The organism is Cupriavidus sp. YAF13 (assembly GCF_052113425.1).
Taxonomy (GTDB): Bacteria; Pseudomonadota; Gammaproteobacteria; order Burkholderiales; family Burkholderiaceae; genus Cupriavidus.
The window spans coordinates 1-14,079 of record NZ_JBFRDD010000014.1 but is presented as its reverse complement, the minus strand read 5'-3'; the positions used below and the strand labels follow the sequence as shown (position 1 = coordinate 14,079).

At 66.1% G+C, this 14,079-nt stretch carries 6 protein-coding genes; 1 reads left to right on the top strand and 5 read right to left on the bottom strand.

The features are described 5' to 3' along the window. Window positions 1-33 precede the first annotated feature (33 nt). The 4 genes from AB4061_RS13665 to gdhA form a co-directional block, all read right to left on the bottom strand. The gene (locus tag AB4061_RS13665; protein ID WP_441634535.1) at window positions 34-1,554 is read right to left on the bottom strand and encodes a TolC family protein; all 1,521 of its coding nucleotides are present in this window, start codon (window positions 1,552-1,554) and stop codon (window positions 34-36) included. A gap of 64 nt (window positions 1,555-1,618) precedes the next feature. Next, entirely contained in the window at window positions 1,619-9,121 is a 7,503-nt protein-coding gene (locus AB4061_RS13660) for a DUF4347 domain-containing protein (protein ID WP_441634533.1), read from the bottom strand. 168 nt (window positions 9,122-9,289) lie between these two features. Then, a complete protein-coding gene (locus tag AB4061_RS13655; RefSeq protein WP_441634531.1) occupies window positions 9,290-10,120 on the bottom strand; it encodes a sulfotransferase family protein in 831 nt (276 codons plus the stop codon). A 418-nt stretch (window positions 10,121-10,538) separates the two neighbouring features. After that, window positions 10,539-11,882, bottom strand: a complete 1,344-nt coding sequence (gene gdhA, locus AB4061_RS13650) for an NADP-specific glutamate dehydrogenase (RefSeq protein WP_150986983.1) — start codon at window positions 11,880-11,882, stop codon at window positions 10,539-10,541. Window positions 11,883-12,170: 288 nt separating this feature from the next. Between gdhA and AB4061_RS13645 the strand changes: the two genes are divergently transcribed. Then, window positions 12,171-12,920 (top strand): HugZ family pyridoxamine 5'-phosphate oxidase, encoded by a 750-nt coding sequence (locus tag AB4061_RS13645; protein WP_441634529.1) that lies wholly within the window; start codon window positions 12,171-12,173, stop codon window positions 12,918-12,920. Between the two features lie 17 nt (window positions 12,921-12,937). Here AB4061_RS13645 and AB4061_RS13640 read toward each other — a convergent pair whose 3' ends face one another. Continuing rightward, complete coding sequence (locus AB4061_RS13640; protein ID WP_441634527.1) at window positions 12,938-13,693, bottom strand: DeoR/GlpR family DNA-binding transcription regulator; 756 nt, start codon at window positions 13,691-13,693, stop codon at window positions 12,938-12,940. Window positions 13,694-14,079: the final 386 nt, after the last annotated feature.

Here is a 14,079-nt window from a genome sequence, read left to right as displayed (position 1 = left end):
ATGAACGGCTTGCTCGATTACTCGATTGCCTGGTTACTGGGCTTCCTTGGGCGGCTCTATCAGGGTCTTCTCGTGCTCGGCGATGGCCGCGCGCAAGGTCGGCAGGTCGTAGCCGCCGACCGCGGTCGGCAACGGGTCCAGGCCCAATGTTGCCATCATCTGGCCAGAGGCATTCTGCAGCGCGCCGTAGGCTTGATACAGCCGCAGCTCGGACATCACCGCGCTGGCGCCCGCGCGAATCTCGGCCAGCTTGCCGGTCGCATCGGAACGGGTGGCATTCTGCGTATGCGTCAGGATGCGCTGATCGACGTCGTTCATCTTGCCGGACAACTCGAAGGCACGCTTGTAGCCGATGTAGCCGCGATATGCCACGTGCACCTGGGTCAGCACCGCCATGTTCAGCGCCAGGCGCTGCTGCTTGGCGACTTCATACTGCGCATCGGCGGCGGCACGGATGTTGCCGGCGTTGAGCAGGTTGAGCAGGTTCCAGCTCATGCGCAGGCCGATGTTGTTCCAGGCGTTGTTCACCAGGAAGTTGTCGGTGTCGAAGTTCGCGCCCAGCTGGAAGGTCACGCCCGGCAGCAGCTTGGCGAGGGCCTTCTTGGTTTCATCCAGGCCAATGCGCTCGTTGTAGCCGGCCTCGACCAGTTCCGGCCGGTTGACGAGGGCGGTTTCTTCCATCTTGTCGGCGGCCACCGGCAGCTTGGGCAGGCTGAAGCCCGCTGGCGCGGCCAGCGTGTAGTCGTCGCCCGGCGGCACGTTCATGATCGAGGCCAGGCGCGGCTTGGCTTGCGCAAGCTCGTCGCGCACGGCTTCGAGCTGGCGCAGGATGTCGAGCAGCTGGCGCTGGTAATTCAGCGTTTCCAGCGGTGACTGCAGCCTCTCCTTCTCGATGCGCAGGGAGTCGTCCAGCGCCGCTTGCGTCAGCTTGAGGATAGGCTCCACCTTGGCTTCGAGCTGCTGCGCGCCCACGGCTTGCCAATAGGCTTGCCTGACCTGCTGCATCATCAGGTGAACCACCTTGCGGCGGCGCTCGCTCATCACCAGCACACGGTCGGCCTGCTGGCGCGCGGTGTAGTAGCTGACGCCGAAGTCCAGCACGTTCCACGACAGGTTCAGGTTGCCGTTATAGTGCGAGCGCTCGGACGAGGTCGACGGCACCAGGGACTGCTGCCCGGTGACCACATCCCTGGAAGACGAGGCGAGTTCGTTGCTGCGCCAGGCGTAACCGGCGTCGGCCGTCAGGCGGGGCAGCATGTCCCAGCGCGACAGGTCGAGCTGGCGCTGCGCCATGGCTTCTTCCATCAGCTTGAGCCGGCCGTCGAGGTTGTACTTCAGCGCGCGCGCCATGGCCTCTTCCAGCGTGACCGGGCCGGCCAGCGCCTCCTGGTTCTGGAACATCGCCTGGCGTTGTTCAGGCAGCTCGGCCTGGCGCTCGGCCAGGGTGGTGGCGACGGGCTGAATGGCACAGCCGCCCAGCATCGCGGCGGCGGCCAACACGCAGACCAGCCGTTTGGGTCCGGGTTGGACCAGGCGAGAGATAGCGTTCGACAACGGATTTTCCTCTTTCCGGGGTTGCTGCGTTTTATAGTGAGTCATGACGTGATTCGCTACCGGCCTAGGCCTGCTCCGGCTGGCTTTCAGACTGCGTTGCTGCGTGCATGACCGGCTGCCGGCTCATTTGCAGGTGGTGCAGCAAAGCCGCATTGGCGGCCTGTTGCGCGGGCCGGCCAAACTGATCGAACTGCACCGCCAGCGCCGGTTTGCCGGCTGGCTGCAACGCGGCGGATTGCAGGATGGCGGCCAGCGGATCGGCATGGCTGCCGTCCCCCTGTGCGAGCGTGCCCGCTTGCTCCAGGCCAGCGCGCGAGTCGGCCGACGCCTTCACGTTCAGGTCCAGATGGCTGCTGGCGCGATTGCCCTTGCTGTCCCGTGCGGTGACTTCGATCTGGAGTTGCTGGTTCATGCCTTGCGGCGGCTTGCCGGCCAGCGTGCCGGTCACCGGATCGAACTTGAGCCACGGCGGCAGCGGGCGCCCGTTGGCCAGGCGCACCTCCACCGTCACCGTGGCTTCGCGGTCGCTCGCTCGGAAGAGGGAAGCCGGCAGCGCGATGCTGATCGCCTCGCCCGCCCGCGCCGAGAAACTGCCGATCTCCGGCATGGCCTGCAGGCCAATGCTGCCGGCGCCACCAACGTCGACCAGGTTCATGCGCCCTTCCGGCGCCTGCAGCGCATAGCTCAGGCTGCCGGCCGAAAGCGGATCCGCATTGAACGGGTTCCTGCCAACGGCGTCGGCGCTGAAGCCGGTGCCGTTGCCGTTGCCGGCCGGGTTGAGCGTCGGCGCGTCGACGCCAGGCGCCGAGTCGAGCGCGGTCAGCGTGATCAGCGGCGCCGATGGCACTGGCGCCAGCGGTGCCAGCCCCGGCACGGGCACCGGCGCCGGCGCGGCCGGCGTCGTCAAGTGGACGGTCGAGCGCACTTCATACGGATCGCCGCTCGCGCCCGCCGCGAGCGTGTTGCCCGCGCGGTCGGCAATGCCGGTGCCGCTTGCATTGAGCGTCAGGCCAATCTGCCCGGAGCCGCCGAGACCGGTGACAAGCACGGTATAGGTCCGCGCATCGACCTGGGTAACGCCGCTGATGACGCCCGTTGCGGAGCCGGTCCGGGTCAGCACGAAGTCGGCGGCATCCACGCCGGTGACGCCTTCGGCGAACGTCACGGTATAGCTCACCGCGCGGCCCGAGGTGGGCGATGCATCCACGCGCGCGATGCCCACGGCCGTGGGCGGCGTGGTGTCCACCGTCACGGCCCGCGTATCCGCCACGCCGTGCAGGGACACATCGATCGCATTGCCGGCACTGTCGCGCATCGTGCCACCATTGGCCTGCAAGGCGGTCACGGTGATGCCGTTGGCGTCATTCTGGCCAGCCGCAACGATATAGCGGAAGGTCAGCGCGGTGGTCCCGCTCCCGGACACGTAATCGGCGTAGACGGTCTGGCCACCGACATCGAGCGCCAGGCGCGGCGTGCCCCGGGTGGTATCGATCACCGTGTTCTCGGACAGGCTCACCGTGAAATCAAGCACCTTGCCAGCGTTGTAGTCGCCACCGGCCGGCGCGCTCACGCCGAGCACCACCGGGGCGGTGTGATCGACCACGTAGCGCTGGCCGGCCAGGCCGCCGGCAATGGCGTTGCCTGCCACATCGGTAATGCCGGTGCCGCTGGCCTTCAGGTCCAGGCCCAGCTGGCCGTCGCCGGTCACGTTGTTCACCACCACGCTATAGGTATGCCCATCGACCTGCGTCACCGAGGCAACCTGGCCAGCGGCCGTGCCGGTGCCCGACAAGACGAAATCGCTCACATCCACGCCGGTGACGTTCTCGCTGAAGGTCACCGTGAAGTGGACGGCGTTGCCCGCGGTCGGCATCGGGTCCGCGGCGATGACCGCTACCGCTGACGGCGCCACGGCATCGACCAGCACCCCGGCGGTGGGTGCCACGCTGTTCAGCGTGGTCACCGCGTCATTGCCGGCGACATCGCGCACCGTGCCGCCGTGGAGATCCAGCGCGGAGGCAACGGCCACGCCATTGCTGTCGCGCTGGCCGCTCGCCACGGTCAGGCGGAATGTCAGGGCGCTGGTGCCGGAGCCGGACACGTAGCTGGCGTAGACGGTGCCACCGGTGTCCAGCGTCACGGCGATGCGCGGTGTGCCACCGGTGGTGTCCACCACCACGGCCTCGCTGTAGTTGACGGTGAAATCGAGGTTCTGGCCTGCGATGTAGGTACCGTTGGCCGGCACGCTGACGGTCGCCACGGTCGGCGCGATGCCATCGACCACGATGTCATGCTGGCCGCCCATCGAATGGGCGCCGCCCACGGCGGGCAGGGTCAGTACCGCGGCGTCGCTGCTGCTGTTGGTGATCACGCCGCCGTTCAATGCCAGCGCGGCCGGCGATGCCACATCGAGATCGGCGCTGCTGTCGCCGGCCTGCACGGTATAGCGGAACGTGAGCGTATTGGTGCCGGAGCCCGAGACGTAGGTGGCATTGCGGTCCACCGCGCCGGTTTCCAGCAGCAGGGTCGGCGTGCCGCCCGTGGTGTCGACGGTCACCGCCTGGTCGAACGTCACCACCACGCTGACCGTATCGCCAGCCTTGTAAGTGCCGTTGGCGGTGAGGGCATCGACGTTGGTGACGACGGGATTGATGCTGTTGACGGTGATCGCGATGGTATCGGTAGCCGTCTTGGCGCCGCCGGAGCCCGTCAGCCCCAGGTCATTGGTGGTGATCTGGATACTGCCTGCGCCGTGATAACCGGGCGTAGGCGTATAGGCAAGGCCATTCAATGCGGCGTTGATGTCCGCCAGCGTCCCCCTGAATGTCATGGTGGCGTCACCCGCACCGGAGCCGCCAATAAAGGTCAGGCCCGACGTGCCGGCGAGCGTGATCACGCCGTTGGTTGCCGTCAGCGTCACTTGTTCGGCGCCGCCGGCGGAATCGACATCGCTGACCGAGATCAGGTTGCCGTTGCCGGCGCTGAATATCAGCGCGCTGTTCTGATCGACACTCTGGGCCACTGGAACGGCGTTGACCGGATTGTCATTGACGGCATCCACGCTGACCAGCTTGGTGGCGGCGGCACTGTCGGTCGTGCCATCGTTGACCGTGAAGCTGATGGTGCGGTTGCTGGTATTCGGCAGGTCCGACGTATCCGTGTACGTAACGGATCGCAGCGCCGCTTGCCACTGTGCCGTCGTGGCGCTCGCGCCGGACGACGTCAGGGTCATCACCCCGGTCCCGCTGTTGTAGCTCGCCGTGATATTGCCCATGGTGGCGCCGTCGTTGGTGAACGCCAGCACATCCTCGCCGGCGCGGAAATTGCCGGTAATCGACACGGTGGCGCTGGCGAGCGTGGTGTTGTCCAGGTCGCTGACCGTGAAGCCGCCATCGATGGCAACCGGCGTGCTGGCAACGTTGTTGCCCTCGGTGAACACGGTGGTGCCGCCGCTGGCCGTTGCGATGGGCGAGTCGTCGACCGCGGTCACGCTGACCGTCTTGGTGACCGTATTGCTATCAGCCGTGCCGTCATTGACGGTGAAGCTGATGGTGCGGTTGCCGGTGCTCGGCGTGTCCGAGCTATCGGTGTAGGTGACCGAGCGCAGCGCCGCTTGCCACTGCGCCGTCGTGGCGCTCGCGCCCGACGAGGTCAAGGTCATCACCCCGGTCGCGCTGTTGTAGCTCGCCGTGATATTGCCCATGGTGGCGGGGTTGTTGGTGAAGGCCAGGACGTCCTCACTGCCTTGGAAGTTCCCGGTAATGGCGACGGTAGCGCTGGCCAGCGTAGTGTTGTCCGCATCGCTGACCGTGAAGCCGCCATCGATGGCAACCGGCGTGCTGGTGACGTTGTTGCCCTCGGTGAACGCGGTGGTGCCGCCGCTGGCCGTTGCAATGGGCGTGTCGTCAACCGCGGCAACGCTGACCGTCTTGGTGACCGTATTGCTATTGGCCGTGCCGTCATTGACGGTAAAGCTGATGGTGCGGCTGCCGGTGCTCGGCGTGTCCGAGCTATCGGTGTAGGTGACCGAGCGCAGCGCCGCTTGCCACTGCGCCGTCGTGGCGCTCGCGCCGGCCGAGGTCAGGGTCAGCACCCCGGTCCCGCTGTTGTAGCTCGCCGTGATATTGCCCGTGGTGGCGGGGTTGCTGGTGAAGGCCAGCACGTCCTCGCTACCTTGGAAGTTGCCGGTAATGGCAACAGTGGCACTGGCGAGCGTGGTGTTGTCCAGGTCGCTGACCGTGAAGCCGCCATCGATGACAACCGGCGTGCTGGCAACGTTGTTGCCTTCGGTGAACGCGGTGGTGCCGCCGGAACCGGTGGCAATGGGCGAGTCATCGACGGCCGCGACGGTAACGACCTTGGTCGCGGTATTGCCATTGGCCGTGCCGTCATTGACGGTAAAGCTGATGGTGCGGTTGCTGGTGATCGGCGTGTCCGAGCTATCGGTGTAGGTGACCGAGCGCAGCGCCGCTTGCCACTGGGCCGTCGTGGCGCTCGCGCCGGCCGAGGTCAGGGTCATCACCCCGGTCGCGCCGTTGTAGCTCGCCGTGATATTGCCCATGGTGGCGGGGTTGTTGGTGAAGGCCAGCACGTCCTCGCTACCTTGGAAGTTGCCGGTAATGGCAACGGTGGCGCTGGCGAGCGTGGTGTTGTCCGCATCGCTGATCGTGAAGCCGCCATCGATGGCAACCGGTGTGCTCGCGACGTTGTTGCCCTCGGTGAACGCGGTGTTGCCACCGCTGGTGGTCGCCACCGGCGTGTCATCGACCGCGGCAACGCTGACCGTCTTCGTGACCGTATTGCTATTGGCCGTGCCGTCATTGACGGTGAAGCTGATGGTGCGGTTGCCGGTGTTCGGCGCGTCCGAGCTATCGGTGTAGGTGACCGAGCGCAGCGCCGCTTGCCACTGCGCCGTCGTGGCGCTCGCGCCGGCCGACGTCAGGGTCATCACCCCGGTCGCGCTGTTGTAGCTCGCCGAGATATTGCCCATGGTGGCGGGGTTGTTGGTGAAGGCCAGCACGTCCTCACCAACTTGGAAGTTACTGGTAATGGCGACGGTCGCGCTGGCCAGCGTGGCGTTGTCCGCATCGCTGACCGTGAAGCCGCCATCGACGGCAACCGGCGTGCTGGTGACGTTGTTGCCCTCGGTGAACGCGGTGGTGCCGCCGCTGGCCGTTGCAATGGGCGAGTCGTCGACCGCGGCAACGCTGACCGTCTTGGCCGCGGCATTGCTATCGGACGTGCCGTCATTGACGGTAAAGGTGATGGTGCGGTTGCTTGTGAACGGCGTGTCCGAGGTATCGGTGTACGTGACCGAGCGCAGCGCCGCTTGCCACTGGGCCGTCGTGGCGGTGGCACCGGCCGAGGTCAGGGTCATCACCCCGGTCGCGCCGTTGTAGCTCGCCAAGATATTGCCCATGGTGGCGGGGTTGTTGGTGAAGGCCAGCACGTCTTCGCCGATGCGGAAATTGCTGGTAATCGCCACCTTGCCGCTGGCGAACGTGGTGTTGTCCGCATCGCTGAATGTGACGCCGCTATCGACCACCACCGGCGTGCTGGCGACGTTGTTGCCTTCGGTGAACGCGGTCGTGCCGCCGCTAGTGGTGGCAACGGGGGCGGCGTTCGGGACGTAGGTCTTGTCGAGGATACCGCCGGTGTCGTTGTAGATCTTGCCAACGGCCGCTGGGCTGATACCGGCAGCCCCGCCGCCGAGTGCCGGGCCACCCGTCCCGCTTCCGCCTGCGTTGCCGGTTATCGCCGCATAGGCCGAAGCCGTGATGTGCACGGTGCCCTGGTTCCATATGGCGCCCACACCCAGGCCACCTGCACCGCCGTTCGCGTTGCTCCCGCTTCCCGCGCCAGCCCCACCGCCACCGCCACCACCCGCGCCCAGGTTGTTGCTGATGATCGAGTTGCCAACCACATTGAGGGTTGCGCCAGTCGCGTTGAAGATGCCACCCGCCGCGCTGCCACCGGCGCCCCCGGTGGCATCCCACCCACTGCCGCCGCCGCCGCCGCCGATCGAGATGGAGCCGTTGGTGGCAGTCCCTCCGTTGCCGCCGTTCGAATAGCTTGCAACGCCCGTGCCCCCCGCACCGCCAGTTGTAGTGCCGCCATGGCCTCCCATGAAGCTCGGGTTGTAAGTGCCTCCGTTGCCCCCAACGCCGGCATTGCCTGACGTACCGGCATAGGAACCTGTTCCGAAGCCAGCCGCGCCCCCCGCCCCACCGCCAGTGCCGAGCATGCCGCCACCGCCGCCGCCGCCGCCGCCAACAGCGCCGCCAGCATAGGGGGCGGTCACACCACCGCCACCTCCGCCGCCGGAAGCCGCATTGGCCGTGACGGTGACATCCGTCAGAGTCAGCGTCCCGGCGTTGTAGATGCCGCCACCTTGCGCGGCGGTTGCAGCTACCCCGCCGGCCCCGCCATTGCCCGAAACCAGGCCATGTTCGATCACCAGCCCCTCCAGCCCGACGGTCGAGCCGGAGGTGATTTGCAGCACGCGGCCTTTGTATTGTCCATCGAGCGTGACGTCGGCGATGCCGTCGTGATTGATGTCGCCATCGATGGTGAGGTTCTTGCTGATCACCAGCAGCGAATTGCCCGACGTGATGGTCGACAGGTTGATCGTCATCCCGGTGCTGAAGGTGATGGTGTCACCCGCCTGCGCCGAGGCGATCGCGCTGCGCAACGTGCCGGCACCGGCATCTGCGGCGTTCGTCACGGTGAGCAGCGCCAGGTCATGCGCATAGGCGGATTCCGCGCTGGCCGACAGCACCGAGGTGGCTTCGATCTGGCCGGTGGAGATTTCCAGGTTCCAGTCGCTGCCCGCGCCGGTGCGGTTGTCCGAGGCGGCAATATCGCGGCCCGTCAGCGCGGCCAGCGAGTCGATGAACGACAGGCCGGCCGCGCCTTGCGCGGTGCTGCAGGCATAGATCAGGATGTCGCCCCCGCTCTGGATGCCGCTACCGATCCTGGCCAGGCTGCTGGCGTAGTTGCCAACGTTGTCGCCGGACAAATAGGTATTGCCAAGCCACAGGTCGCCAGCCTCGCCGTGCGCGATGATCTGGACGGACTTGGCGCCGGGATGGGCCGACAGGTAGTCGGCCATCTGGGCCAGGCCGTCCGCGTTGCGGTTCAGGTAGACGATTTCGGTGCCGGGCGCGACACCGGCCAGCAGGCTCGCGCTGTCGTCCACCCGGCTATCCACGAACAGCACGTTGTGCCCGGACGGCGCCGGACCCGGCGAAGACGGGGCACCGGCTTCGGCGGGCGCGGGAGCATGGCCGGCGGCGTCCGCAGGCTGGGGAGTGGCTGGCGCTGCGGCCGGCGCCACATGGCTATCCGTGGGGTGGCTATCCGCTGCGTGGCTGTCCGCCGGCGCGCCATGGCCATCGCCTGCCGGGTGCGCCGCCGCAGCCGCCGCCGTGGCGACCGCGGCGCCGTCGAACATGATGCGGGGCTCCAGCGCCATGATCAGCGACGAGGAGAGCGGGCTGGACGGCTTTGCGGGCCGGGCCGGGATTGCAACCGCGCCCTCTACCTTCTGCTTCCGGGTCCACCACATATCGCTCTCCTCGCGCACCCGCGCCGGGCACGGCTCAGGTGGCGTGCGGCGGGCTGCAATTTTCTGGTCGGTATTCTGAAATCGGCCAGCGAGTGCCAGCCCTTGTTCGTCGAACTAAACGCGTCAATCGAATCAATCGCGCTAATCGCGCTAATCGCGCTAATCGCGCTATTCGAGCTTTGCGCGGATGACATTGGCCGCGCTTTTGCTGCCGTCCTCCCAGAACGACAGCGCGGCGTACTTCTCGAACAGGTCCGGCGGCAGGATGCTGCGCCGAGCTTGCTTTGCCACTTTGGATTTCACCTGGTGCAGGCCGGACACGCCCAAGGACTGATCGAACTCTGGCGCGTCGTATTGCACGTTATTGAAATCGTGCTCAAACCAGGGCTCGCCGATAAAGTCATAAACCAGGCGCATTACCTTGTCGGGCGCTTGGCTGAGCAAATCGTAATCGACCAGCAGCAGGGAACCGGCGTTCTCGCCGTAATAGGCTTCCTTGAGCGCGGCCCACGCAAAGCCAACCAGGCGATTGCGCTGCGCCAGGGTATCGACCCGGCTATAGACGGTGCTGCGTTCAGCGTCATCGGAAAACAGCTTGGTGTTTTCATACGGATTGGCGCGATACAAACGCTCAAGGCTGTCCATGACCCAGGCGACATTGCGCACGCAGGCAATCACCCTGGCGTTGGGAAACAGATCCTGCAGCGCGGGCATGCGTGCGCACCAGTTGCGATTGGTGTCGAACACCACGCCTTTGCTTGCCTTGTCTGCGTAATAGCTATCGAACAGGCCACGCAGCAGCCGGCGGCGCTGGTCCTGGGCGATCACGGGCCCGAATTCGCTGCCGGCGCTGCATTGCGCCAGCACGGCATTGAACAGTGTCCCCACCGGGCTCGTCATTCCGGCATGGAACCGGGGATTCTGCAGCAGCAGCGCGGACAGCAAGGTTGACCCTGACCGGGGCAAGCCCGAGATGAAGTGGAATTGGTTGGAGGACACCCGATTCACCGCTGTTTTTATGTTTTAAGCCGGTAGTCTATGCGATGAACATGGCACTCGTACATATGACAGACGGGCAAGATCGCGGCTGCCGCAGGTTTTTTCTGCGGGCCCGTATTACAGAATATTGGCTCGCGGCAAGGCGCTTTCCCGCAAATCGGGCACCCGCGCGGGTCGCAGAATTAATACCCCTCAAAAGCGGGGATTCAACGCGGTCTCCATGCCTGCACTCAGGTATTCCCACGCAACCGCCGGAGTGTCGGCGGCAAACAACGCCCGGCAGCGCCGTGGGCGGCAAATACCTAAAAAAATAGCGGGATGGCGTCGTCGCCGTCCCGCTATGCCGCTTGGGCGCCGGCGGCCTGGTCAGAAGACCAAGGCGCCGGCCAACGTGCTTGAGCCGGCTATGCGCCCGCTATCAAACCACGCCCTGCGCCAGCATCGCGTCCGCGACCTTCACAAACCCGGCCACGTTCGCGCCTTCGACGTAGTTGATGAACCCGTCGGCTTTCTGGCCGTAGTGGATGCAGTTGCCGTGGATGTCCTTCATGATCGCGTGCAGCTTCTCGTCGACCTCGGCATGGTGCCAGGACATGCGCATGGCGTTCTGCGACATTTCCAGCCCCGAGGTGGCGACGCCGCCGGCATTGCTGGCCTTGCCCGGCGCGTAGAGGATGCGCGCGGCCAGGAAGCGGTCCACGGCGTCCAGCGTGGAAGGCATGTTGGCGCCTTCGGCCACGCAGAACACGCCATTGGCCAGCAAGCGTTCGGCGTCATTGCCGTCCAGCTCGTTTTGCGTGGCGCAGGGCAGCGCCACGTCCGCCGGCACGTGCCAGGGCGTGCGGCCGGCTTCGAAGTGCAGGTCTTGCTCGGCGGCGAAATCGGCCAGGCGGCCGCGCGCCTCGTTCTTGAAAGCCATCAAGGCCGTCAATTGTTCGCTGTTCATGCCCTTGGGGTAATGCAGCACGCCACCGGAGTCGGAGACCGTTAGCACCTTGGCGCCCAGTTCGATCGCCTTCTCGGCGGCATACTGGGCCACGTTGCCCGAGCCGGACAGCAGCACACGCAGGCCGCTGAAATCGCGTCCGCGGCGGTGCAGCATCTCCTGCGCGAAATACACCGTGCCGTAGCCGGTGGCTTCGGGCCGCATCAGGCTGCCCCCGAAGGCCATGCCCTTGCCGGTGAAGACGCTGGCGGAGCTGTTGGACAGCTTTTTCATCATGCCGGCCATGAAACCGACTTCCCGCGCGCCCACGCCGATATCGCCGGCGGGCACGTCGGTGTCCGGGCCGAGGTGGCGGTAGAGCTCGGTCATCAGCGCCTGGCAAAAGCGCATCACCTCGCCGTCGGACTTGCCCTTGGGATCGAAGTCCGAGCCGCCCTTGCCGCCGCCCATGGGCAGCGTGGTCAGCGCATTCTTCAGCGTCTGCTCGAAGCCCAGGAACTTCAATACCGAGAGATTGACCGTGGGATGCAGGCGCATGCCGCCCTTGTAGGGGCCGATGGCGGAGCTGTGCTGCACGCGAAAGCCCCGGTTGACCTGCACCTGGCCGCGGTCGTCGGTCCATGCCACGCGGAACTGGATCACGCGCTCGGGTTCCACCAGCCGCTCCAGCAAGGCCTGTTCGCCGTAGCGCGGATGCTGCTCGACGAAGGGCCAGAGCGTCATCATGACTTCCTTCACGGCCTGGAGGAACTCGGGCTGGTCGGGGTCGCGCCGGGCAACGCCGGCCAGGAATGTTTCAAGGGAGGCAGATGTCACAAGTGTCTCTTTGTTTCGATGTGCTGGTGCTTGGCAGAAGACGGCCGCCGCGGATACCTGTCCGGCAGGCGTGCCGAGGGATGCCACGGCGCTGCCCGGATGGTCCGGGGCGGCGCAACCGCGGCGAGCCCGGCGGCGATGCGGCGACGGCCACCGGGTCATGTCAATACATTCAAGATCGAGGTTGAATGTATCGTCAAGGGCGAAGCTTAGCATTTGACGTGGGTGGCAACACAGGCACAACACCTTTGACCAGCAGACATATAAAGGCTGCTTGCTTGTATTTTTGTGCGATCAGCGACCACCGAGCAGCGGCTGGCGGCCTCGAAGCCGGGCCTGAGCACGCCGTACAATCCTCGGATCGTGCACAGACATGGGGGCAAGAACGTGGAAGTCCCGATCGATCAAGTTGTCAGCCTGCTCCACGAAGCGGCCTACGGCACCCTGGCCACGCATGCTTGCGCCCTGCCCGGCTACCCCTACGCCACCGTGGTGCCGTTCGTGGCCGATGCGGCCAGCGCGCCCGTGATCTGCGTCAGCGCATTGGCCGAGCACACGCGGAACCTCCTTGCCGATGCGAGAGTGAGCCTGTCGGTGCTGCAGCCCGGCGCCGCGGACGTGCAGAACGCCCCGCGCCTGACGCTGGTGGGCGATGCGGCCCGCATCGAGCCGAATGCCGACGAGCTGGCGCGTTACCTGCGCTATGCGCCAGCTGCCGAGCCATTGCTGGCGCTGGATTTCCAGTTCTTCCGCATCCATCCGAGCGCCATACGGTTTATCGCCGGCGTCGGCCGGATGGGCTGGATTGGGCAATCGGCGTGGGATGCCTTGCCGCAGGTGCCGCCAGGCATCGAGGCCGGGATCGTGCAAGCGGTGTCCCTCGCCGCGCCGGGCGGCGTACGCGTGCTTGGCGTGGATGGCTATGGCATTGACTATGACATCGCGGGACGCCGCCGCCGCAGGCGCTTTCCCCATGCGCCCATCGCGCTGGACGCGTTGGAGGCGACGGCCCTGGCTATTGCGGCCAGCCTCGGCTGACGCCGCCTTTGCCACGCTCAGGCGATGCGCAACACCGGCCCGCGCTCCTTCAGCGCCGCGGCCAGCGCGGGCTCGGGCGCCATATCGGAAATCACGTAAGCCGCCTTCTCGAAATGCTTCACCAGCACCCCGGCATTGCGGCCAAACTTGGTGTGGTCCGCCACCACGCAGGCCACGCTCGCCGCTTGCAGCATGCGGCTGCGCAGCTCGGCGGCGGCACGCGAGAAATCGCTCATCTGGCCGTCGGCGGTAATGCCGCCGGTGCCGATAAAGGCAAAGTCCGCGTGGTAGCGCGACAGTTGCTCGATGGTGTCCCAGCCGTGGGTGGCGTCCTCGTTGTCCTGCAGCTCGCCACCGAGCATCACCACCCGATTGCCATTGCGCCGCCCCAGCAGCAGGGCGATGGCGAAATCATTGGTGTAGACCAGCAGGTTGTGATGACCATGCAGCGCCTGCGCCACGGTGTGGGTGGTGGTGCCGTAGTCGATGATCAGCGAGGCGCCATCGGGCACCAGCTCCGCCGCGCGCATGCCGATGGCGCGCTTGCCCTCGGCATTGACCGCGGCGCGGGTCTGGGCATCCGGCTCGGCCCGCTCGGGCGTGAGCGCGCCGCCGTGCGTGAGAATCAGCAGGCCGCGCGCCGCCAGCGCGTTGAGGTCGCGCCGGATGGTCTCGCGCGAGACATCCAGCTCGGTGACCAGCTCGCTGATGGCCAGCGCGCCGCTGGCGGCGAGCTGGTCGAGGATGAATTTTTGCCGCTGTTCAGCCAGCACGTGGACTCCGCTGCGTAGGAAAAATAAAGGTGGATTCTAACCCCGTCATACCGGGGCCAGCCCGATCAGCCGGCTGATATTGGCTGCGGATCGGGTTTTGGCGGTGGGGGGATGAGGATTGGTTGGCTTTGGGGGTTGTCGCAGTTTTTTGCGGTGTTGGTTTTTGTACCCAAGGGCCATACGACATCCCTCCGGCGGGGTTGGCCGCTGTTGCTTTGAGCGGCGTTGGTTTTTGCGCCCAAGGGCCATACGACATCCCCCTGCGGGGGCTGCCGGTCACTTATATGAACGCGCCCCGGTTTGCTAGGTAAACGTCACGCGATGCTCGATCAGGGTTGGTTGCAGACTTATATCCGGCCTAGTGCAGGCCAAGCCTGCGGCCCCGA